The following is a 24,515-nucleotide window of genomic DNA, read 5'->3' as shown; positions in this document are numbered from 1 at the left end:
AAAAAATCTTTTTTGTCTAATAAAAATTTTTGCATATTGCTGCAGAAATTTTTATTAGACACTTGTATGCTAAGGGGCGATATGCTATACTCTAATAAAAATAAATGCAGATTGCTGCCAAAAAATTATTGGAGAGATATTGATATGGAAATTAAAAGAGATTCCTATTTGAAAAAATTGATTGCCCGAAAGCATAACGGGCTGATTAAGGTAGTCACTGGTATCCGCCGCTGTGGGAAATCCTATCTGCTGTTTCACTTATTCAAAAATCATCTGATAGAGAATGGCATTGACCAACAGCATATCATTGCGATTGCTTTTGATACTTTTAAAAACAGAAAGTATCGAAATCCCGAAGTATTCTACCCTTTTGTTGAGGAGCAAATCAAGGATGACAAAATGTACTATCTCCTTTTGGACGAAGTTCAGCTTTTGGATGAGTTTGAATCCGTACTTAATGGTTTTATCCGAATGGAAAATGTCGATGTCTATGTCACCGGAAGCAATGCCAAGTTCCTATCTAAGGATATTATTACGGAATTTCGCGGCCGAGGGGATGAAATTTCTATGTATCCGCTGAGTTTTTCTGAATTTATGTCCGCTTATCCGCACTCAAAATACGAGGGCTGGAACGAATATATGCTTTACGGCGGCTTGCCATCCGTCCTCACCTATACGGAGAATGAGCAAAAAATTTCATTTTTAAAAATGCTGTTCGCAGAAACCTATATTCAGGACATTCTTGGTCGAAACAATATCCGAAATCAAGACGAACTGGAAGAAGTCCTCAATATCATTTCCTCGGCAATCGGCTCTCTGACGAATCCGAAAAAACTTTCCGATACATTTCGAAGCGTAAAGCAAAAAGCAATCAGCCCCATTACCGTGAAAAAATACCTTGATGCCCTCTGCGATGCTTTCCTGATTGACAAAGCGCTTCGATACGATATCAAAGGAAAAAAATACATCAATACGCCTCTGAAATATTATTTCACGGATATGGGGCTTAGAAATGCCAGACTGAATTTTCGTCAATTGGAAGAAACGCATACGATGGAAAATATCATCTTCAACGAACTCAAAATCCGCAGCTACAATGTAGACATTGGGCTGGTAATCTGCAATGAACGAAATGCAGGCGGAAATACTGTCCGCAAGCATCTGGAAGTGGATTTCGTCTGCAACAAAGGTTCCAAACGCTGTTATATCCAATCTGCCTTTGCCGTGCCTAATCAAGAAAAGCTGGAACAGGAAGAAGGCTCTTTGCGGCGAATTCCCGATTCCTTCAAAAAAATAATCATTGCCAAGGATGCGACTTCGCCAAGGTTCACCGAATCAGGAACACTGATCATGAATATATTTGATTTTCTTTTAAATGAAAATAGTTTAGATTTTTAAAACGTAAGGGCAACACACCAAAAACCGGCTGCCTCCGCTTCTTTCGTCTTGGCTTTGCCGACATTTTCAATTCCTGCCTCTCAAATATAGCACCTGAGCGTCTAATAAAAATTTTTGCAGATTGCCGCAGAAATTTTTATTAGACACTTGCCGGGCAGACAGCTCCTACTCCGCATTTAAAAACTCATTTTGATAAGCGTCAATATAGTAAATGCTGCCGTCCTCCAAAATCAGGCGGTAGACCGGCGTTGCTTCAATCGTTAGTTGGCGGGTATCCGAATCCAAAATCCAGTAACCGATATCCGCATCCTTAATGATAATATTTTTTTTGCCCTTTTCTTCCATTTTATTCATAAAATAGTACATCACTTCATCAAAGGCATAAATCTCCTGTGCCGCCCCGTCAAACTCAAGCGGCTCGTAAAAATGCCCAATCGCCTCGCTGATGCCTTTTTCTCCGATTTGAACCTGAAACTGGCTGCTGAATATGATCTGACCACGAAAAACACCATTGATATCCAGCAAATATTCCGAACCCTTGACTTGCCGGTTTGTTACCTGGAACTGTTTGCCATCGCCGACCAGATCCCTGACAAAGAGCAGTGCTTTGGCCTCTAACGCCGACAGCGCAGAACTGTCCGGTACATAGCGCTCATTTTTCCCTTTATAATAAAGAGTACCGCTGTGATCACCCGTGTAAAAAGCCAGCTGCTGGCGGTCGTTTTGATAGCTGTCCGCCAGGGCCGCCTGATAGGTAATTTCCGAACGATAATCCTGCCCACCGAAAATTTTCGCTAAAATCTCTTCTTTTTTCCACTCCGCCGATTTCAACTCTAAAATTGCCTTGGGATAAAACTCCGGCAGATAATCATACATCGTTACCCCTTTTTGCTTCATCATATTTTCCAATTGCCGGGTCCGATTATTGGACAGCGTATAGCTGCGCTGGTCCCGAATACTCCTCACCCCGTAAAGACCCAGATTAATCACCAAAAATATGACAATAAAAACCGATAATATCTTATTCCAGTTCATCGTTTCCCTCCTTGCGGTATCAGGGAATAAAGAAACTCTCCGCCGTCGGTATCAATCACCCAGCCCAGCCGGACACCGCTTTTCTCGGCAAAATACGCCAAAGACAAATCTCGGATCACCGCTTGATCATGTGTCTGATAAAAGCGGTTCAGCACCTCTTCATAATTGGCCTGAAACCGCACCCCCTGCTGGAGCAGCACTTCCGGCTGAAGCAGCAGCCGCTTATACAAAGTCACCTGCTCCCCTTCCACCGCTACCTCCAGCGGATACTTAACACCGTAATGCTCCGTCATTTCCTCGTTCCAAATCAAACGATGCCCCCGGAAATAATAATCAAAATAAAAATGATGCCGCGCGCCCTCCGCCTGATAGGCCGATAATTTAATCTCCTGTGTACTCAACAGACTGTCCTTATTCATAAAATTAACCGCTTTTTTTAAGGCTTCGCCTGCCGGCAGAGCCTCGCTCCTTTTTTCAACTGCCTGAGCCAAGCGATAGGTAAATATCCCTTTGGTGTTATACTCCACGAGTGTTGATGAATCACCATAGCGGGCTCTTTCCGCCTCCAGAATACTCCATAAAATTCGCGGGTTTTTAACAAAGAAAAAGATATATTCCGACAACCGGTCGGTATCAATCATGAGCCGCCCGTCTGCCTCCAGCAGATAAGGCGCTTCCCATTTCCATTCCTGGGGCAAAATATAGTTTTGTTTCGGTGCCGGCAGCAGCACCTCACCGGCAAAATCAGCCAGCCCCTGCTGTTTGGCGGACAGCCGGAGATTACCGGCGGAAACCTGACCGCTGATATAACGGCTGAAAACTTCATTTTCATCGGATAAATCATTTTTTAAAACAGAAAAACCCTTGACCAAAGTCGTGTCCTTATCAAAAAAGAGCAGCAAAAAGCGGTTCTCGGCTAATCCTGCCGGAACCAAAGCCATGCCGGTAATCTCCGCTGCCTCTTTCGGCATCTTTATTTGCGCAATCCGGCCAATCGTTTCCGCCGAAATCGGTACCGAAAAATGATACAAAATATGCGGCTGCTCAAACAAAACCGGATAATCATATTGATTTATCACCGACATTTTCTCAAGCTGGCGAATCACCCGGCCGGTATCTTTTAAAATCGAACTGAATAAAATCCCGGCTGAGTCAAGCACATGGTACTCCCCTTTGATTTCTCCCTTATGCAGGGCAATATATTCCGGCTCCATAATCAGGTCCTGCAAGGCCTGCTCCGCCGTTTGTTTCTGTACCGCAGAAGAAAAAAGGCCATGGTTTTCAAACCATAACCTTTCAATCTGCAAAAGACTCACTAAAATAAGCACTGCTAATGTCATCGACTTAATCGCTGTTTTGCCGCTCATCTTTGCTCCATTCCAATTCTTTTCTTTCGATTCTTGGCTGCGCATACGGCCAATCCGCCGCACCATGCGACTCCCGTCATCACGCCGCACACGCATCGTATTCACAACCGCCCCGCTTGCGTACCGTCTGCTCATACATTTTATCGGCCTCCGGCTGCGCAAAACTATTTTTTAAACTTTAATGTCATGCTTTCCAATTTGTCTTTGGTTTTAATGTCCTCGACAATAATCTGGTAGAGCTGATAAGACAGTTTTTGGTTTTCCCCGCCGACTTGAATCAGCAGGTAATTGACCCCGACACGGTTTAATTCAATCTCAGCGCTGAACAACTTGCTGGCTCCGATGGTATACTGATCGATCTGCAAAATCATCGGCTCGGTTTTGTCGTCTTCTTTGGCCGGCAAATAAAACAGCACCAAATCAACCCGATCTTCCTTGCCGCCGCTTCCTAAGAGCTTGCGGCTGCCGCTGAAAAGCTTCGTTCTTTTTTTACCGATTCCCTCAGTCAATGTCAAAGAGCCGATTTGCTCCGCCACGCCGTTTTCTTCCGTTTTCAGACCTTCTTCCAATTCCTGCACATATTGCAGTAAACTTTCGGCCGCAATACCGGCTGCTTCCAGCTTTTCCGCCTGACCCAGCGCAGCTTTTTCTTCCGTTGCCTTGTTTGTCATAACTTTATTGCCTGCGGTTTCACGAACCCCACCGTTTGCGAAGGTGCTCGCCTCGGCAGCAAAAGAAAAGAGGAACGTCCATATCAAACAAATAAAAAACAATCCAAGCCTGTTTTTTTTCATATTCGCTCCTTTCTCCTTTTATCTGTTACAGTTTAGAATATTTCCCTGATTGGTACACATTATACCGGATTTATATTACAAAACCGTTACAATCCGCTAACGGATAGGTTACGAATAAGGCTGACGGAACGTCGCCAAAAATCCCACTCAACAGGGAAAATATAAATAAAAACAACTCCCCTTCCCCAGCTCCGATGTGACCTCAACCCGGCCGCCGTGATACTGCATAATCTCCTTGACAATCGCCAGTCCCAATCCCGTTCCGCCCATCGCCCGGGAGCGGGCCTTATCGACCCGGTAAAAGCGCTCAAATACCCGTGGCAAATCCTCCGGCGCGATTCCGATCCCCTGATCCTGAATCTTACCGACCACAAAACTTTCTTCCGCGGATAACGACACCTTAACCTGACTGCCCTCACCGCTGTATTTAACGGCATTGGAAATCAAATTGCGAAAAACCTGCGATACCCGACCGGGATCGCCGTAAATATAATAGTTTTCCTCAGCTTCAAATAAGAGTTGCTGTCCTTTTTTACGGGCATGAATCTGGTAGCCCTCTACCTCGCCGCGGACCAGCGCTGTCAGTTCAATCTGCTCCATCTGAAAACCAATCTTTTTGTTATCAAGCTTAGATAAGTCCAGTAAATCCTGAACCAAAGCCGTCATCCGGTCGCTTTCCGAATTAATAACGGTCAAAAACCGTTCCCGGTTCTCAATATCCTCCGGCGGCAAATCCAGCAAAGTTTCGGCATAGCTTTTCACCGTTGTAATCGGCGTCCGCAGTTCATGCGAAACATTGGCCACAAACTCTTTTTGAATCTGCTCCAGCTTTTTATGCTCTGTGACGTCCTGAATAACGCAAATCACTCCTCGGGCCACCCGGTCGTCACTGAAATATCGGGCAAACGCCACATTAAAATATTGATTTTCCTTTTCCAAAGTAAACTTTAGCTGACCCTGTTCCATCTTCCCGGTCAGCTCCCGATACGACATTTTCAGGGCTTCATCAAAAACTTCCTCATAATTTTTAGCACCGCGGAAATCCAGCATCCGCATCGAAGCCGGATTTTTATGAATAATCTGGCCCTCTTCATCAAAGACCAGAATCCCGTCGGTCATATAATGAATAATGGTTTCCATCTTGTTCTTTTCCCCGGCCATCTGTTCCATCGTCCGGTTCAAGGACTTAGCCATATAGTTAAAATTATCGGTCAAATCGCCAATTTCATCATTGGACAGCACCGGAATCGGGTTTTTCAGGTTTCCGGCCGCCATATCCTTAGCCCGCCTGGAAAGCGAACGAATCGGCCGAGTCAAATATCCGGCAAAAACATAGCCCAAAAACATCGCCAGCCCGATTGCCAGCAAAACCGAAACCGCAATGACATAAACCGTCCGCCGGATGTTTTCTTCCACCTGCTCGGTTCCCTTTAAAAAATAAAGAATAAAGGCGACTTCGCCCCGGTTGTCCTTGACCGGCAAGGCCAATCCCATCATTCGGTCATTTTCCCGAATGTTGCCGACCCGGTCAAACTCCTCCAGCGTATTGCCCATAGCCGCCGCCATGGTCTGCGGCGTCAGAATCCGCTTGGCCGTTTCCACCTCCGAGGTCGTATAAATCACTTCCCCGTTTGGCCGCAGCATACAAATAATACTGTCCGAGGCCGGCTGACCCAGCCGCCCCTGCATCAGCAGGTTCATATACTGTTTTTCCAGCGCTTCCGCCGATGCGTCATCCTCGGCGGAAATGGCGGTCGCCAGTGCCGCCAGATGCCGCAGATCGTTTTTGATCACCTTATACTCATTATCTCTGGTCAGATATACAATCAAGGTTCCGCTGGCCATCATGACAATAATTACCAGCAAAACATAAATCGTCACCAAGCGCCAGCGTATACTTCTTAAATGCATATATTCTCCCTAAACTCCGGTTTTCTTCGGATTAAAATAATAGCCCACGCCCCGCTTAGTTAAAATATAAATGGGATTGCTCGGCTCATCCTCAATTTTTTCCCGAAGCCGACGTACCGTGACGTCAACCGTCCGCACATCGCCATAGTATTCATAGCCCCAAACCTGCTCCAAAAGCTGCTCGCGGGTAAAGATTTGATTGCCCTGCTCCATTAAAAACTTAAGCAATTCGTACTCACGAACCGTCAAATCAATCTCGGCCTTGTCTTTGGTCACTTTGTACTGTACCGTATCGACCTCTAATTTCCCGAAGCGTAAAATTTTATCCGGCAGACCGATGCTTTGCCCCTCCATATTTTGCCGGCGCAGATTGGCCTTGACTCTGGCAATCAATTCTCTGACGCTGAAAGGCTTGGTGATGTAATCATCCGCTCCAAACTCCAGTCCCAGCACCTTGTCGACTTCCTCCGCCCGAGCCGTCAACATGATAATCGGCACATTGGATTCTTCCCGAATCATCTTGCACAGGCCAAAACCGTCCAATTCCGGCATCATGATATCCAGCAGCAGCAAATCCGGCTTTTCTTTTTTAAAAAGCTCATAGCCCTGCCTGCCGTTTTCAGCGGTATGCACTTCAAAGCCTTCTTTTTCCAAATTAAACCGCAAAATGTCCACGATATTGCTTTCATCGTCCACTACCAATAATTTATATGCCATAACATTTCCTCACCGTCAGCTGTCTGTCTGCTCCAACCTTTATTATAGCCGTTTTTTACCAAAAGCACAAGCAAATCTTATTCCCCTTGCGTTTCCCTGGCCGCAAGTACCGCTATATATTCATCAATATCTTCTATCAGCGCCCGCTCACCCATGGTATGCAGCGCCTACTCCTGCCCGTCCATCCGGTAAGTCGGCACAAGGCTTTTAACAATCTCTTTGATTTCGCCTTCTTCTTCGACCGCCTGCCTGAGCTTAGCTAAATTGGCAGCAAAGACTTCCTCCTCCATCGGAATCGGCCGGCCGATATGAATCAGCTTATTGCTGGTTTCCTGTAAGCCCTCCTCAGCCATTAAAAACTCCTCATACAGCTTTTCACCCGGCCGGAGGCCAATATATTCAATCTTAATATCCCGGTCGGGCACAAAACCCATCAGCCGAATCAGGTTCCGAGCCAAATCTACAATTTTGACCTGCTCCCCCATATCCAACACAAAAATCTCACCGCCGCCGGCCAGCGCTCCCGCCTGCAGCACCAAAGCCACCGCCTCCGGAATTGTCATGAAATAACGGATAATATCAGGATGCGTGACCGTGACCGGCCCGCCCCGCAGAATCTGCTTGCGGAACAGCGGCACAATACTGCCGTTGCTGCCCAAAACATTTCCAAAACGTACAGCCGCAAACTCGGTTTTGGACTTTTTATCAAAGCTTTGAATCAGCATCTCGCAAATCCGCTTCGATGCTCCCATAATGTTCGTCGGATTGACTGCCTTATCGGTCGAAATCAAAACAAAGCGCTTGACTCCGTAGCGGTCGGCCAGCTCCGCCATTGTCTGCGTACCGAAAACATTGTTTTTAATCGCTTCGTTCGGACTTCCTTCCATCAGCGGCACATGCTTATGCGCCGCCGCATGATACACAATATCCGGCCGGTACTTCTCAAAAATAGCCGCCATTCGCTTTTCATCACAAACCGAAGCAATCAGCACCGTTAAGTTCAAATCCTTATATTTGGCCTTTAACTCCTGCTCAATATCGTAAGCGTTATTCTCGTAAAAATCAACAATCATCAACCGGGCCGGCTGATATTTTGCCAGCTGCCGGCAGAGCTCGCTGCCGATCGACCCGCCGCCGCCGGTCACCATCACCGTTTTGCCGCCGACATAATTCATAATACTGCCTAAGTCTAAATCAACCGTATCCCGACCCACCAAGTCCTCAATATCGACACTCCGCAGCTGCGAAGCACTGACCTGTCCGTTAATCAACTGATACATGCCCGGCAAAATCTTGAGGGAACACTCCGTCTGCTTACAGATATCCAGAATCGGTTTCAAATGCTCCTTGGAATACGAGGGAATGGCAATAATGATATCGGTCACTTCATATTTGTTTACCATGTCAAGGATATCTTCTCTGGCGCCGGTGACCTTAACCCCCTGAATATAGCTGCCGATCTTACTGCGGTTATCGTCAATCGCACAGACGATTTTCCCGTCCAGATACTGGCTGTTGTTAATCTCCTTGATAATCGCATTCGCCGCTTCGCCCGCGCCGATAATCATCGTCCGCCGTTTGCGGTCATTGCGGTAGCGATTATTTAAGGCCCGCAGAAAACGATAGGCAAAACGGGAAGACGCCGCCAAAAAGAGCAAAAAGCCCAAGTACAGCGGATGAAAGCTGCGCGGCACATGCACTCCCAAGGCCATCATTCCGCCCCATTGAGCAGCTGCCGAAAAGGCGCAGGCATAGGCTACATTGGTCAGCTCCTCGATGCCGGCATATTTCCACAGGCTGTGATACAGCCGAAACAGCCAAAACAGACCCAAGGTAACGACGATATTAATCGGGGCATACCGAAACACCGCCTCGCTGTACCCGCCGGGAATATTGCTCAGACTAAAATCAAAGCGCACCAGCAGGGCACAGCCTGCCGCTAAATTAATTAATAAAATATCCAGTAAAATCAAAAAAGCTCTCCTCACCAGCAGCTTTTTATCAATGTTCTTCCAGCTTTCCCGCATAATGTTCCCCTTTTTCTGATTTCTGTTTTGACTTTCCCGCCCGAATGTCCCGCCGCTCTCTGCGCTTGGTACTTTAGCGCCCGCGGCTGCTGCCACCGGCCCAAAGACTTTATTTTTTCCGGCCGCTATTTTCTTTTCAATCTCTAAAACGAAAAAAAGAAATGCACCTTAGCGCAAGGCTCATTTCTTATTATAATCCTATCTCTGCTTTTTTTCAAGAATTGAAGTTACAGTTCAAGCCGGCAGGCATTTCCGCCCGCACCGGTAATTCGCCGACACTGCAAGGAATTACGAATGACTTGCCTGAACTGTACATAAATACAAAACACATTTCCGCCAAAACCGGCAAATTACTCCTCAATTTGCACCCGGTTGCGACCGGCTTTTTTGCCGTTATACATCTGCTCGTCAGCCCGGCGAATCATCTCATAGACATCCCGGTAATTGTCCGAACCAACGCCCCCGAAAGTAATGGTGATGGCAATATCCTCCCCCTGACGGCAAAGCGGCGTTTCCTCAACCTTCCGGCGCACCCGGTTTAAAATTTCCTTCACATCGGCAACCGCCAACGGCCCTTTGCCATTTGCTTTGCTGCGCAGCAAAATCAAAAACTCTTCACCACCCCAGCGCGCCACGATATCATCGCCCCGTAGCTCGCGGTTCAAAATATTCGACACCTGTTTCAAAGCGCAGTCGCCGAACTCGTGGCCGTAAGCATCATTGATATTTTTAAAATGATCAATGTCGGCAAAAATCAAATAAAACTTCATATTCTCTCTTTGCAGGCGATCATTCATCTCCGCTAAGATCTGATTCATCCGCCGTCGGCTGACCAGACCCGTCAGCTCATCCCGGGAAATGCTCTCTCGCATCTCGTCCATTTCCTTTTGCAGGAAAAAGAACTCAATCGCTTTGGACAGCCCCAGTACCCGCTCGGAAAAGAAAATCACCGCAAAAACCGCCGCCATATTTAAAGAAATAAACATCATGTCCAAGTGAAATAAAACTTCCCACTCCATTTTCTGTTTGATAGCAAAAGAAAGGGCAATGTACAGAACAGACTGCAATACGCCGAGCACATAAAAGGGGTTTCGCTCCTTAAACGGCACCGTCAATTCAACAATCAGAAAAGCAAACATCCAGTTCTGAAAACCATAGTCCCAGCCCATCGTAATCGTCGCCAGCATCACAAAAATGGTCGCTTCCACTAAAACAATAAAAACAACCCGCTTCTGATACCGGCGGATATATCGCAAACCCGCTGCAAAAACGGCAATACTGAACAGATTATAAAACTTCATCACCGGCTCGTTCCAGTAAAGAAACAAAACCTGACAGATAACATGCACTAACAGTGCACCCATAACCAGCGGATAATATAATGGGTATTTCTTTAAATCCCTTGCTTTTTCTTCTGTCATATTCCAACCCCATCTGCAAGCCATTTCGTCAGCTTGTCGTAGGTATTTATACCTTTATTTCAAGACCATTAATAGTTCTTATGACCTATGTAAACCTTGTAACTGCTTATTCTTATTATATCCAACTTTTGCATTTTTGTCTATTCATTTTTTGCTTTTTATTCATTAAAAGTCTTATTTTCTTTATAGTTCTTTTTTACTATCCATAGGATTTTCAATTTATTTCTTGTTCATTTTCCCTAAAATACATAAAAAAATACATTGAAAAAGCACCCTTCTGCCGGTTTATCCGGCAAAAGGGTGCTTCCCGCCAGCCGACCTTAGTCGACCTTATTCATCTATCCTTCATATAAAATAACCTGCTCCTGCACCAGGCTCGGGCCAACCGCAATCACTCTCTGATTGGAGGAACCGACCCAAGGCCGTTCCGGGCTGAACTTATCCCGTTCAAACCTGCCGTCAACTACCACGTCCACTGACCGCATCAGCGGCAAATCCTTAATTTCCTCCCATAAATAGCCGGTATAGAGCCAAACACTTTTATCCGGGAACTCTCGTCGAATCTCCGCCAAAAGTATCTCCACCTCCGGCCGGTTCTGCGGATGGAGCGGATCTCCGCCAGACAGCGTAATACCGTCGATATACTCCCGGCCTAGGACTTCCCACAACTCAGCCTTGGCTTTCGCATCAAAGGGCAAACCGCCGCAAATATCCCAGGTAATGGGATTGTGGCAGCCGGGGCAGGCATGAACGCAGCCCGCCAGCCACAGCACTACCCTCAGCCCCTCGCCGTTATTCATATCGTCTTTGGTAATATTATGATATCTCATTTTCTCACCTTAACGCAGCTCCGAATACACGTTTCGTTTACATCGTTACTCTTTCCGAAATCTCCACCGTCTTGGCGTGATTGAGCCGAGTGTCGCCCTTGACCCGTGAAAAACTCAAATAACCGTTCATCCGGTCAATCTTAGTCAGATTCTCCGAATGGCACTTGGGACAAACTTCCATATTCAGCTCCTGATGCCCGCAGTCGTCACAATAGGACAGCGCCATATTGATACCTTCATAAAAGCCCATTTTCATTGCCCGGCGCACCAGCGTCCGAATGGCTTTGACATTATAAGGAATGTTATAGCGGACATACTGAATCTTGCCGCCGTTAAGCAAATCCCAAAAGCGCTTCTCATAATCCTGTTTTTCGATCGGCGTAACTTCCTCGGTCACATGCAGATGAAAGCTGTTGGTTACATACGCCCGATCCGATACATTTTTGACCCGCCCATAAAGGCTTCGAAACTGCTCAACTTGTGTACCGCACAGCGATTCGGCCGGCGTCCCGTAAATCGCATACAGAATTCCATCCTCTTCTTTAAACTCCTGCGCTTTTTTGTTAATATACTCCATTACTTCCAGCGCAAACTCCGCATCCTCACGCAGCGATTTGCCGTTATGGATCTGCTGCAGCTCGTTCAGTGCGGTAATACCAAAGGAAAACGTCACCGCCGGCAGAATCGGCCGGATTTTATCGGAGTGCTTCAGCCGGCCCTGGTAAAAACCGCCCTCGCAAAAAGCCAGCGGATTGACCGATGCCCTGAGGTTCCCCAAATATTCATAGGTTTTTTGATGAAGGGTACGAATCATTTGCAGATAATAATCCAGCACCTCATAAAAATCCTTTCCTTCTTCCTTCGCCTTGGCATAAATCATCGGCAAATGCAGGCTGATGGCTCCGCCATTCCAGCGACCGGTAAAGATCGGCACATCATTTTCATCAGCCGGTTTCATCCCGCCCCGCTCATACCACGGACTTAAAAAAGCGCGGCAGCCCATCGGCGAGACCACCTTCTTATACTTCTTATACATCTCCGCTACATAGCCCTCGCCGGTCAGGCTCAGGAAATCGGGATACATTGTTTTGGAGGAACACTCAATCGCCAGTTCAAAAATATCCTCCAGCTCCTTACCTTCGCCATGCAGTTCTTCATCATAAAGGAAAACAATTTTCGGGAAAAGCACCGGTTTTTTAAAGCCTGCCTTGCCCTGACCGCCCATATGCACACGCAGCATGCATTCGGTCGCCAGTTTTCCCCAGCGGTCGGTTGCCAGTCCCGCTGTAATCGTAATAAACGGATAATCGCCCCGGCTGCTGCCGACAGTATTGAGCTTGTACTCAATTCCCTGAAAACCCTGTTCCATGTCACGGCGAACCTTGGCCAATACCTTTTCTTCAATTCTCTGCCGTTGCTCCGGCGTCATCTCGCCGACAATCATATCACTGTAATCAAACAAATACTTTTTATAACTCTTTTCCGCATAAGGCGCCAAAATCTTATCCAGCTCCCCGATGGTAAAGCCGCCGTACTGCTGTGCGGCCGTTGACAGCACAATATCGCCGATGACGTCAAAGGCAGTATCCAAAGTTTTCGGCTCATTATACCAGATATTGGCCATTTCAAAGCCGCCGGTCAGAACCGCTTTCATATCAAATAAACAGCAGTTCATGGTGTCCAGACGGCTGACCATATCATGAATATAAATATAGCCCGCCCGAATGGCGCTTCTTTCTTCCTTGTTCAGGAAAAACTTCTGATAAAGCTCTTTGTTCAGCTGATTATAAATCAGACTCCGCTTGGTCGCCACCAGCGCCGAATCGGTATTGGAGTTTTCCTTATCACCGATATAACGTACCTTCTGTGATTTGCGGTAAACATCATCCAGCATATTGACAAAGTCAATCTTATAGTTGCGGTATTCCCGGTACGACTTGGCCACTGCCGGATTGACCTTATCCAATGCATATTCGACAAAGTTGTGCATGGTTTCAATCGGTACAATATTGGTATTCAAATGCAGAATCTTTTCCGTCACCAGCCCGACAATTTCTCTTTCTTCTTCCGCAGTAAACTTAACCAAAACCCGGTCGGCCGACTTTTTAACCGCCGCCACAATCTTCTCGGCAGTAAACGGCTGCAGGGTTGAATCTTTTTTCCTGACTTTTACTTCTTTTAGCTCCATGGTACACCTTCCCCTATCTGCCCGGCAGATAAAATTGATTGCTATTCCTTTGTGTTCCTTTTTCGCTTTCAACCAACCCACAATATATTGAGAGCGAATATAATACTAACACTATATGTTGTATAAGTCAAGTTAAATTCCATGGATTTCCCCAAAAAAATCAGAGAAAATTTGATGAAAAATTCTCCGTTTTTTTAGGAAATCTTTTTGTGCTGTTTCTCTTGACAAAGGAAAACCTACCGCTGCCGTGGGTTGCTCTTTTTTTAACAAAAAACATGCGTGCATGGCCGGGCTTTAATCAAACCGCCCATCATAAATTGGCATATTGGCAATATATTCCTCCGCGATAGCCGGCACATAATAAGCGCCGTAGTTCTTTAAGCCGTTATCCATACACTCATCGGGCAGCAGCACATGAAAACGGTAATATGGCAGCAGCATTTCTTCCAGCCGGCCGGTGCGGTAAATAAGTTCCGCCTGGCCGATCCATTTTTTACCGGGAAAGCGAAAAGGCACACTTGTTTGATAATGGCCGGCGGCCAACCGAGCCATTGCCTGTGCCGGGGAAATAATGGGATAATCCCCGATTTTTTCCGCTGTCAATAAACCGCCGCTCAAACTAACAAGATACAAATTTCCCCGACTATTTGGCTGGAAATAAACGCTGTTAAAATTATAGTTCAGGATATCTTGGATATCATCACCCGCGGCATCATAAACCTGATAACTGCGGCTAAATTCCCCAGAAAAATAATAGCTTTTGTCAGACACAAATTGGGGTTCCGCAAAATTAAGCAGTTTAGCATAAGTTTCTGTCAGATAGGACAAAACCTTTTCCGCTTCGGCCTCGGTAGTCGCTCCATAAGTAAAATGATACTCATCCGGCAGCGCCAGTCCTTCCTCCGGCAGAAAATAATCCACCCTTCCGTCCGCCCAAACTGAAATCGTTCCGTTGTCAGTTTGAGCGTAAATCTCCGTTGGCGCTGAGCTTGGCACCATTTTCCCATCTTCTATGGTATGTCCGTCTGCTTTTACTTCTGTGGAAAGCACAGTCAAATGAAGAGCGGAAGTAATATGATTTAATTTCTCAGTCATTTCCGCTTCATTCATACCTTTGGGAACACCGGCGCCGGTAGGGTCATAAGAGCCGTTTCTATATACCGGCAAAGTGCTGATTTTCATGCTTTCCGACCACGGATTCCTGTCCTTTCGCTCCGCGATATCATAATACAGACGCCCCTCGAAGCCCATTCCATCAACAGGCAGTTTGGGAATGGTAATCATTTCCAGACCAGTAACGTCCGCCAGCTGCGGCTTGGCCGGCCGGCTAAGGACAAACCCGCCAATGGCGGCAGCGCATAGGCAGGCCGCTATCGCACCCCACCGGAGCCAAGCGCCCTTTTTCTTTTTCGGCGCGGTATCCGCCGCTTCGACATAGGCCGGATCAACCAGTTCCATTTTATCTAAAAACTCATTTCCGTTCATAAGCGGTAACCCTCCTTTTCCAAATATTCCCTGAGCCGCCGGCGGCAGCGAAAGAGCGTGGTTTTTACCTTGCTTTCCGACAACGCTAAGCGCCCGGCAATGGCCGCCACCGAGTCCAGATACCAATAGCGGCGAATAAAAATATTCCTTTTTTCCGCGTCCAGCTGGCTGAGAAAGCCGTTAACAGCATTTGCCAGCGCCAGATCATCAATCCGGCAGGCGGCGTTATCCGGCGCCGGAATACATTGCTCCAGTTCGGCGCTGAGTTCACAAATAAAAGCGCTCCGCTTCAGCCGGCTGCGGTCGCGGCAGCAATTCAACGCAATGTGCCGGGTGATTCGAGCTAAAAAGGCGTACAAATAGCTTTTTGGCTGATGCGGCGGTATGGCGTTCCATGCTTTCAGGTAGGTGTCGTTTTCACATTCTTCAGCGGTCTGCCGGTCGCTGACAATGCCATAGGCCAGAGAGCGCAGACGGCCGCCGTATTTTTCGCTGGTTTGCCGGATGGCGGCTTCGTTCCGCTGCCAATATAGTTCCACGATTCTGCTGTCGTCCACGGCTTTTATCTCCTTTCTTTTCCTTATTCACTATCATTCCATCTGCCAAAATACCGTTTAATTAGTTGTTCAGTATCGTTCAGGCAAGCTCATCAAAATATCGCCAAATTATCCGTGCGGGCATCAAAAAGACAAACCCTCCTACTGCCGGCTTGACACTGGATTTTCATGCTTTTAGCATCTTGTCCTATTAAAAGACCTTCACCCTAATAAGCACCGTTTGCGGCGATGGGGTTACAAAAATTTCTTTTTTACATAAAAAAACAACAGTCGCCCTATCGGCAGCTGCCGTTTATTCGCTTATAAACTCAACTTTCCCAATACTAAACGAACAAGCGAAGTCTTTTTCGAGAGCAAATAAATCGCCTTTTTTGCTTTATTTTGCTCGCAACAGGCATATTGGCTTTTATTACAGCGGCAGCACAAATCACATTCCGCTTTTGACCGACGGCAGGGCAATACCGGTCATCACCTGCTTGGGCCAAAGCGTCACATGGTCAATCGTAAAATATTCCAAATCACCAATCGTGCCGTCCCCCAGCTGGCCGCAGTCATTATCACCCCAGCTCCATAGACTGCCGTCGGCTTTTAAGGCCAAACTGTAAAAGGAGCCGGCCGCAGCCGCCACTGCCCCCTCCAAAACCTTAGTTGGCACCGCCACCAAGTCAACATTATAAATGCTGTCATCTCCCCTTTGGCCATCACCGATTTGACCATGACCATTATCGCCCCATGCCCACAGACTGCCGTCAGTCTTAATCGCCAGCGCATGCGCCGAGGTGCCGGCGCCGGACGTTTGGGTCACGAAAATAACATCCTCCATGATTTTAACCGGCTTTAATTCCAGTTGATCGTTACTCTCAAACAAGCCGTCCCCATAACGGCCATTGCCCAGTTGGCCATATTCATTATCGCCCCAGCCCCATAAGCTGCCGTCGTCCTTAATCACCATACTGGTCTTATCACCGGCCGACACCGCGATAACGCCATCCATGATCTTAATCGGTTGAGCGACAATATCGAACTCTCCGCCTTCTACACTAACCCGCTCATAATCGTCATTCTTGGTGCCGGTGGCTAATTGGCCATGATCGTTGCGCCCCATTCCCCAAACGCTGCCGTCTGCCTTTAAAAACAGGCCAAATCCCTGACTGGCGGCAATATCCTTAGCGCCCGCGAACACCTTGCGCGGCGGCAAATCAATATTTTCAATCGCTCCGGGAAAAGCCGCTTCGCCCAGCCAATAAACATCGCCGTCTAAGGTCAGCGCGAAGTTTCCTTCCGCCTTCGCCACGTTCTCCATTAATTTTTTGGGTTTTTTCTGGCTAGTCTTCTCCCAAAACTCCGAATTCGGCTGGTCTTTCGGCACCTCTTTAGTTAACGTTTCCCAGTACCATAAACTATCGTCCTGCTTGAGAACAAAAGCATAATGCTTCGCCGCGTAAACGGCTTTGACATTTTCATCCATTTTCGTCAGCTGCGCCCCCGGCTGCGGCCAGCTATCAGGAAAATAGCCCAGCACCCACAGGCTCGCGTCCGGCTTGACGAGCAAGGTATAATGTAGGCTGGCGGCCATCGTCCGGCCAAAGGTCAGTTCTTCCACTTTGGCCGGGTTCCGGCACGAAGTGTTGACCGCCGTCAGGAATAAGGCAATAACTATGACTATTAAAAAACTATTTTTCTTTTTCATCAGTTTCTCCTTTCCGTTTGACGGTTTCGTTTATTTTTAGACACAAGTGCCGCAAGTATTCTGTGGTATAGCTTTATATTTCCTTACCGCAGTGCGGACAATACCTATTTTTATCAACGTTAATTCTTGGGTCTAAAGATTTATGGCAGTTCGGGCAGCGATACCATCTCCATTCGGCAACTAATGACACAGCCATAACAATAGCCCCAATCGCTCTGGTGTGATCAAACATCAGAAAGAAAGAGGATATGACCAGCAAGGAAAAGGTTGTAAGCTTGATTCTTTTTAATGATTTTTGGGTATTTATAATTTTTTCCATCTGATAATCCCCCCCCATTCTAATCAAAATCAATAAGTTACTCCGCTTTCCCATATTCTATAAAACTAGAGCAGTCTTTTTCAAAGCTGGACAGCATAGCTACTCCGCCGCTTCTTCCTTTTCATAAACATACATGCCGGCGACATAGCCATAGATTGGCACAATCTGCTTCTTTTCCAAGGTCAGCTTCGCGTCGTCGGTTATGGCGTAGCGGTGAAAGCAGAAATATCCGCCCGCCGCTTCATCAATCCCCAGCAGATACAGCTCATCGCCGGAAATGGCAAAGTCCAGCCAATAAACATCACCCAGTATATAAATCGTCTGCTTGCCGGTCGTTTCATTATACACTGTCAGATGATTCGGGCCGGAGCCTTCCTCTTCGTATTCGTGCAGCACAAACAACGAGTCTTTTCGTTTTTCCATTTGCCCCGGCATTCGGCAGGCCAGTTCAATCACCGAGTAAGAAAAATCTGCCAAGGATATTTTAACCACTTTATTATTATCAAACGGCATTTCCTCATCTTCTCGCCGCTTAGCAACCAGCGGAATATAAAGACTGTCTGCCGTCAGCAGATAGTTATTGCCATAAATCAAGCCATACTCAGTCAGGTCGATAATCCGAAGGAGCTGCAGCGATTTCGCGTCAAGCACATGAATGTGGCAATATTTTTCATCCTGAAACGAGTCCGTCGCCCCCGCGAAAACATAACGTTCCGAAGCCGCTAATAATTCGATATAAACTTTAAATCTCGCTATGTACGTTTCTTGCTTATCCCGGCGGCTATGCTGCGCTATAACCGACTCGGCGTTTACATTGGTAAGGCTATAGGCGTAGTCTTGATTGGCCGCCACTCCTAAAAGACCCATTTTCGTAGAAACCGGGTATGCCGCTGCCGTTTCCTTTTCCATATCAATCGAGATAAAGTCCTCAATCGAATACAATCCAAAAATGCCATTGGCTTCTAAGAAAAAATGCCCGTCACTGATTGGCTGCCGGTAACAGTTAAAACCTAAGCCGGCATGCCCAAATGACTTCAAGGATTTTTGTCTTTGCCTTTTCAGGTCTTGATTGTAAATTATCAGGCTGCTTTTATACGAATCAAGATCCGAAGTAACGATGCCTATCTTTTTTTCGCCCGGCCGCATGGGGGGACATAATGAAATGCCCCCCAATAAACGGCCAGGAGTAAAGCAACAATCCCTAAGCCTATGGTCAACGTTCGATGGTTTTTTATAAAACTTTTCATAACTGCTCCTGTTTACTCTAACGAATACAAGCAACCCTCATTTCCGGTCAAAGCGATAATACGTCGTCCCTTCTTCTGCATAGCAAATCAGCAGGCCGCCGCTGCCTCGCAGTTCAAACCCAAAAATTCCTTTCGGCAAATCGTCAAAGGCTAAAAAACAACCCTTTTCCAAGTTGTACAACATCGGCGGCTGGTCGGTATAATTTTGCCAACACAGATAATACTGATTGCTATCCGGCTGACTGATTGAGCCCATCGTTTCCAGCAATTCCTCACCAGAAAGCAAATCATTTATGCTGAAAGTCGTAACCCGCAAAACCTCATCGGTGTTTTTGTTGTTTAGTGCAAAAATCCCCCGCTCGCCCACGCTTAATTCAATGATATTTTCCGGCAGGGACACTACTTTCTCGCCGGATAACCGGTAAATCGTATCATACTCCGCGCCGCTCCTGCCAATCGCAACCGGCTCGCCCTGATAAAGCCCTGGATTTTGATAGCCGCTTTTCATGGTTTCCACTTTTTTCTTCGTCAAATCATAGCAATATAAATCCGCGTCCATACCGGCTTCATTAAAATCATCAAAATACAGTTTATCCCCCATCAGGATAGTTTTATTTTTAAAATGCAGCTCGCTATACGGATAAAACTCGCTGTAAGCATGAATCGGCACAATTTGCTTTTGCTTTTTGTCATAGGCCTTTAAAAAAATCATCAGCAGCTCCTCTTCCTCACTGGTTCTGTCAAATTCACTTTTTCCATGGTACTCCACATAGACGATATAATCCTCGCTGTGCGCCACAATTCCAGCGAGCATCTTACCCTTACCCGGCGGCGACAGCAGCGGCTGATAACTTTGACTCTTCACATCCAGCAGGCCATATTCGGTTTCTTCCAAAGCGGTGATATTCTCCAGCGACAGCAAAAAATGATCATCATCATAGAACCCCAAAACTGCCATTTTTTTATTATTTATTTTTGAGGGCAGCTCTATTTTCTGATAGGTCAAAACCTCTTGGGCAGAAATAACCGGCTTTTGCAGATGATAGTCCAAATCGACATTTTCTCTTGTCATCCCATTTTTTTCTTCCTCGGTCTTGCCTTCTTTGGCTTGCTCCTCTTTGGCCTGTTCTTCTTTAGTTTGTTCTTCTTTGACTGGTTTCTCCTTTCCCGGTTCTTTTTCCGGTTTATATTCTTTAGCGGTACAGGCTGCCAGTAAGAAAAGCAAAATACATGCCAGATAGTATAGTTTATGCTTCATACTCCGCTCCTTAGTTTATGTTTATCATTTTCATTGAAACAATACGTATTTGTTAAAATCTCTGCTTACAATAACTCAACTTTCCCCTGTTTGTTAAAAATTTTCTCTCTCAAAATAACTACGCTTTTATGCAAGAACATACATTATCCCTTAACTGTTATTCTCTCAAACAGAAAAGCAAAACCTTTCGTCAAGGGAAAGTCGAGTTATTAAGCTCTCATTTTTTACTATTCATTCTATCATAATTTCAATATACAATTCCTCTGGTTTCGCAAAATTTCGCTAATTTCTTTGCTGATACCGAGTAATACGCACTTATGTTTTTAGACCACGATATTACATCTGATTTCGCTGGATCAACAATATAAATTATATTCCCATAATCACGGTATCCATCAATTGCCAGCCAATGGCCAACATAATAATTTGGATAACCCGGCAATTGTGAATCTCCTTTATCTGATCTGCCACATGCCAAAACACCATGCTTATTATCAATTGTAAATATCACCTTCCCTTTTAATGTATCTGCACTCATTGGATTTGTTCCTGTCTATTATTAGAAATGTTATTATTTTTTATTCATTTTATCATTTCATTATTCGCTCGTCAATAATTTTATCAAAAGATATTATTCCTAATAATTTTTGTATGGGAATATTTGTTATTTTTTAATATTTTCAGAATATATAGCTATTTTTCTTTTCTGTCTACACCACGAAAGACATCAAAAAATAGTTTCGGCAAAATAAAGCACAAAAAAAGAAAACCATACGCATATAACCATATACATAGGATTTTCTTTTTTGGCTTTTATCGCACTCACGCTTTTTTCGCGCTATTTGATGATCTCGGATACCGAGCCTGATCCTACGGTTCTGCCGCCTTCGCGGATAGCGAACTTCTGGCCTTTTTCCATAGCGATCGGTCCAATCAGTTCAATCGTCATTTCAACGTTATCGCCAGGCATGCACATTTCAACACCTTCCGGCAAATTGATTACGCCGGTGATATCGGTGGTGGTGAAATAGAACTGCGGACGGTAGTTGGAGAAGAACGGCGTATGACGGCCACCCTCTTCCTTCTTCAATACGTAAACCTGAGCCTTGAACTTGCTGTGCGGGGTAATGCTGCCCGGCTTTGCCAAAACCTGTCCTCTTTCGATTTCAGTTCTTTGTACGCCACGCAGAAGCACGCCGATGTTATCACCAGCCCGGCCTTCGTCCAGAAGCTTACGGAACATTTCAATACCGGTAACAACGACCTTTCTCGGCTTATCCATCAAGCCAACGATTTCAACTTCGTCCTGAACATGCAGGGTACCTCTTTCTACCTTACCGGTAGCAACGGTACCACGGCCAGTGATGGAGAATACATCCTCGACCGGCATCAAGAACGGCTTATCGGTATCACGAACCGGCTCCGGAATGTACTGATCGCACTGTTCAATCAATTCCAAAACCTTGTCGCCCCATTCGCTGTTCGGGTCTTCCAAAGCCTTAAGTGCCGAACCACGGATAATCGGGGTATCATCGCCCGGGAAACCGTATTCGGACAGCAAGTCTCTAACTTCCATTTCAACCAAGTCAAGCAGTTCTTCATCTTCAACTGCATCGCACTTGTTCATGAATACAACAATGTACGGTACACCAACCTGACGCGACAATAAGATATGCTCTCTGGTCTGCGCCATAACACCGTCGGTAGCAGCTACGACCAAGATCGAGCCGTCCATCTGTGCGGCACCGGTAATCATGTTCTTAACATAGTCGGCGTGACCGGGGCAGTCAACGTGTGCATAGTGACGATTGTTGCTCTCGTACTCAACGTGCGAAGAGTTGATGGTAATACCACGCTCTTTTTCTTCCGGTGCCTTATCGATCTTATCAAAATCAGTAACTTCACCAGTTCCCAGTCTGTCGTGCAAAGTCTTGGTAATGGCTGCGGTCAAAGTGGTCTTGCCGTGGTCAACGTGTCCAATCGTTCCAATGTTAACGTGAGGTTTATTACCTCTGTCAAATTTCGCTTTTCCCATTTCAATAATCCTCCTTGTTGTTGCTGTCTATCATTTCAAATTATATTTTATATTCCGTTTTTTTGCAAGCCTTTTCTTGATTTTTTACAGGAATTCAGCCTTTTTTATAAATCCCGGTCTCAAAATCATTCAAAACGCTGATTTATTCTGCGTTCTTACCTGCCAAAATCTTTTCCTGAATGCTCTTCGGCAACTGCTCATAATGATGGAACTCCATCGAGTAGGTACCGCGTCCCTGCGTCTTGGAGCGCAGGTCAGTTGCATAACCGAACATTTCCGAAAGCGGTACAAAACCGTGAACATTCTGAGCTCCGGCTACTGCATCCATACCTTCGATCCGACCGCGGCGCGAGTTAATATCGCCGATGACGTCGCCCATATATTCCTCCGGTACACTGACGTCAACCTTCATAATCGGTTCCAGTAAAATTGCATTACCCTTGCGCATTGCTTCTTTTAAAGCCATGGAACCGGCAATCTTAAAGGCCATTTCCGAGGAGTCAACTTCATGGTAGGAACCATCGTAGCAGTCCGCCTGAATACCGACAACCGGATAACCGGCTAAGATACCAGACTGCATTGCTTCGCGGATACCATTGTCCACCGGCTGAATATATTCCTTCGGAATCGCACCGCCGACAACCGAGTTGATAAACTCGTATTCTTTTTCGCCATTGACGTCCATCGGGGCAAAACGCACTTTACAGTGACCGTATTGACCACGTCCGCCGGACTGGCGAACAAACTTACCTTCGACATCAACATCCTTGGTAATAGTTTCCTTATAGGCAACCTGCGGTGCGCCGACATTGGCTTCGACCTTGAACTCACGAAGCAGACGGTCAACAATAATCTCCAAGTGCAGTTCGCCCATACCGGAAATAATGGTTTGTCCTGTTTCAGCATTGGTAAAGGTCTTAAATGTCGGATCTTCTTCCGCCAGTTTCGCCAGTGCCAGACCCATTTTTTCCTGACCGGCCTTGGTTTTCGGCTCGATTGCAACCGAAATAACCGGCTCCGGAAATACCATGGATTCTAAGATAACCGGATTTTGCTTATCACAAATCGTATCGCCCGTGGTGGTCAGCTTAAAGCCGACAGCCGCTGCAATATCGCCGGAGAAAACCTTATCGATTTCTTCCCGCTTATTGGCGTGCATCTGCAAAATACGGCCCAATCTTTCGTCTTTGCCCTTGGTCGAGTTATAAACATAAGAGCCGGCATTGGCCGTACCCGAATATACCCGGAAGAAAGCTAATTTTCCGACAAACGGGTCAGTCATAATCTTAAACGCCAGCGCCGAGAAGGGCTCTGTATCGGAAGAATGGCGCTCTACCACTTCCTCCGTACCGGGTTTTACGCCGGTAATCGCCGGAATATCAATCGGGGCAGGCATATATGCCACCACCGCATCCAGCAGCTTTTGAATTCCCTTATTCTTATAAGCCGAACCGCACAGCACCGGAATAATCTTAACACCAATTACCGCCTGGCGCAGTGCCGCTTTTAATTCGTCTACACTGATTTCTTCTTCGTTTAAGTATTTGTCCATCAAAGCGTCGTCGGTTTCAGCGATTTTTTCTACCATTTCCGCCCGATAAAGCTCAGCCTCATCCAGCATATCCGCGGGAATGTCCTTTTCCGCAATATCATTGCCCAAATCATCGTTGTAATAATAGGCTCTCATCCCAATCAAATCAACGATGCCGGCAAAGTCTTCTTCTTTACCGATCGGCAGCTGAATCGGCACAGCGTTTGCTCCCAGCCGATCTTTCATCATGCCGACTACATTTAAAAAGTCAGCGCCGGAACGGTCCATCTTATTAACAAAGGCCATTCTCGGTACGTTATACTTGTCGGCCTGCCGCCAAACCGTTTCCGACTGCGGCTCAACGCCGCCCTTGGCGCAGAATACGCCAACCGCGCTGTCCAGCACGCGTAAGGACCGCTCTACCTCCACGGTAAAGTCAACGTGACCGGGGGTGTCAATAATATTGATCCGGTTATCTTTCCATGCACAAGTAGTCGCCGCCGAAGTAATGGTGATGCCTCTTTCCTGCTCCTGCTCCATCCAGTCCATCTGAGCAGCGCCCTCATGCGTTTCGCCTAATTTATGTGTCCGACCGGTATAAAACAAAATTCTTTCCGTTAAGGTCGTTTTACCCGCGTCGATATGCGCCATGATTCCAATATTTCTTGTGCGCTCTAATGGGTATTGTCTTTTTTCCAAAGTTTT

Annotated in this window: 18 protein-coding genes; 1 reads left to right on the top strand and 17 read right to left on the bottom strand. The window is 46.4% G+C overall.

Going from position 1 to position 24,515, the window contains the following annotated elements; translation table 11 throughout:
• Nucleotides 1–144 precede the first annotated feature (144 nt).
• Nucleotides 145–1,398 (top strand): AAA family ATPase, encoded by a 1,254-nt coding sequence (locus C3V36_06055; GenBank protein AVM68838.1) that lies wholly within the window; start codon nucleotides 145–147, stop codon nucleotides 1,396–1,398.
• Between the two features lie 165 nt (nucleotides 1,399–1,563).
• Here the strand turns inward: C3V36_06055 and C3V36_06050 are convergent, their stop codons facing one another.
• The 17 genes from C3V36_06050 to fusA all read right to left on the bottom strand — a co-directional run bounded on the left by C3V36_06050 (nucleotide 1,564) and on the right by fusA (nucleotide 24,509).
• Nucleotides 1,564–2,433, bottom strand: a complete 870-nt coding sequence (locus C3V36_06050; protein AVM68837.1) for a hypothetical protein — start codon at nucleotides 2,431–2,433, stop codon at nucleotides 1,564–1,566.
• A complete protein-coding gene (locus C3V36_06045) occupies nucleotides 2,430–3,935 on the bottom strand; it encodes a hypothetical protein (GenBank protein AVM68836.1) in 1,506 nt (501 codons plus the stop codon). The genes C3V36_06050 and C3V36_06045 overlap by 4 nt, the downstream gene beginning before the upstream one ends.
• A gap of 29 nt (nucleotides 3,936–3,964) precedes the next feature.
• A complete protein-coding gene (locus C3V36_06040) occupies nucleotides 3,965–4,594 on the bottom strand; it encodes a hypothetical protein (protein AVM68835.1) in 630 nt (209 codons plus the stop codon).
• A gap of 147 nt (nucleotides 4,595–4,741) precedes the next feature.
• Nucleotides 4,742–6,505: a hypothetical protein gene (locus tag C3V36_06035; protein AVM68834.1), complete on the bottom strand. Its 1,764-nt coding sequence runs from the start codon at nucleotides 6,503–6,505 to the stop codon at nucleotides 4,742–4,744.
• A gap of 9 nt (nucleotides 6,506–6,514) precedes the next feature.
• Nucleotides 6,515–7,222, bottom strand: coding sequence for a DNA-binding response regulator (locus C3V36_06030; protein ID AVM68833.1), 708 nt, complete (start codon nucleotides 7,220–7,222; stop codon nucleotides 6,515–6,517).
• A 167-nt stretch (nucleotides 7,223–7,389) separates the two neighbouring features.
• A complete protein-coding gene (locus tag C3V36_06025; GenBank protein AVM70457.1) occupies nucleotides 7,390–9,249 on the bottom strand; it encodes a nucleoside-diphosphate sugar epimerase in 1,860 nt (619 codons plus the stop codon).
• Between the two features lie 350 nt (nucleotides 9,250–9,599).
• On the bottom strand, nucleotides 9,600–10,694 hold the full coding sequence (locus tag C3V36_06020) for a GGDEF domain-containing protein (protein ID AVM68832.1): 1,095 nt from the start codon (nucleotides 10,692–10,694) through the stop codon (nucleotides 9,600–9,602).
• A gap of 314 nt (nucleotides 10,695–11,008) precedes the next feature.
• Nucleotides 11,009–11,500: an anaerobic ribonucleoside-triphosphate reductase activating protein gene (nrdG, locus tag C3V36_06015; protein ID AVM68831.1), complete on the bottom strand. Its 492-nt coding sequence runs from the start codon at nucleotides 11,498–11,500 to the stop codon at nucleotides 11,009–11,011.
• 37 nt (nucleotides 11,501–11,537) lie between these two features.
• Nucleotides 11,538–13,688, bottom strand: a complete 2,151-nt coding sequence (nrdD, locus tag C3V36_06010) for an anaerobic ribonucleoside-triphosphate reductase (protein AVM68830.1) — start codon at nucleotides 13,686–13,688, stop codon at nucleotides 11,538–11,540.
• Nucleotides 13,689–13,982: 294 nt separating this feature from the next.
• On the bottom strand, nucleotides 13,983–15,173 hold the full coding sequence (locus C3V36_06005; GenBank protein ID AVM68829.1) for a hypothetical protein: 1,191 nt from the start codon (nucleotides 15,171–15,173) through the stop codon (nucleotides 13,983–13,985).
• Nucleotides 15,170–15,730, bottom strand: a complete 561-nt coding sequence (locus C3V36_06000) for an RNA polymerase subunit sigma-70 (protein AVM68828.1) — start codon at nucleotides 15,728–15,730, stop codon at nucleotides 15,170–15,172. Before C3V36_06000 ends, C3V36_06005 begins: the two co-directional genes overlap by 4 nt.
• A gap of 427 nt (nucleotides 15,731–16,157) precedes the next feature.
• A complete protein-coding gene (locus C3V36_05995) occupies nucleotides 16,158–17,420 on the bottom strand; it encodes a hypothetical protein (GenBank protein AVM68827.1) in 1,263 nt (420 codons plus the stop codon).
• 418 nt (nucleotides 17,421–17,838) lie between these two features.
• The gene (locus C3V36_05990) at nucleotides 17,839–18,885 is read right to left on the bottom strand and encodes a hypothetical protein (protein ID AVM68826.1); all 1,047 of its coding nucleotides are present in this window, start codon (nucleotides 18,883–18,885) and stop codon (nucleotides 17,839–17,841) included.
• A 138-nt stretch (nucleotides 18,886–19,023) separates the two neighbouring features.
• Nucleotides 19,024–20,244 carry a hypothetical protein gene (locus C3V36_05985; GenBank protein AVM68825.1) on the bottom strand — a complete coding sequence of 407 codons (1,221 nt, stop codon included), beginning with the start codon at nucleotides 20,242–20,244 and terminating at the stop codon, nucleotides 19,024–19,026.
• Between the two features lie 247 nt (nucleotides 20,245–20,491).
• Nucleotides 20,492–20,782 carry a hypothetical protein gene (locus tag C3V36_05980; GenBank protein ID AVM68824.1) on the bottom strand — a complete coding sequence of 97 codons (291 nt, stop codon included), beginning with the start codon at nucleotides 20,780–20,782 and terminating at the stop codon, nucleotides 20,492–20,494.
• 300 nt (nucleotides 20,783–21,082) lie between these two features.
• Entirely contained in the window at nucleotides 21,083–22,279 is a 1,197-nt protein-coding gene (gene tuf, locus C3V36_05975; GenBank protein AVM68823.1) for an elongation factor Tu, read from the bottom strand.
• Between the two features lie 142 nt (nucleotides 22,280–22,421).
• Nucleotides 22,422–24,509, bottom strand: coding sequence for an elongation factor G (fusA, locus tag C3V36_05970; GenBank protein ID AVM68822.1), 2,088 nt, complete (start codon nucleotides 24,507–24,509; stop codon nucleotides 22,422–22,424).
• Between the last annotated feature and the right edge of the window lie 6 nt (nucleotides 24,510–24,515).

Source organism: Lachnospiraceae bacterium oral taxon 500 (genome assembly GCA_002999035.1).
Lineage (GTDB): Bacteria > Bacillota > Clostridia > Lachnospirales > Vallitaleaceae > W11650.
The sequence above is the reverse complement of the archived record's forward strand: the minus strand, read 5'-3'. Positions and strand labels throughout refer to the sequence as shown.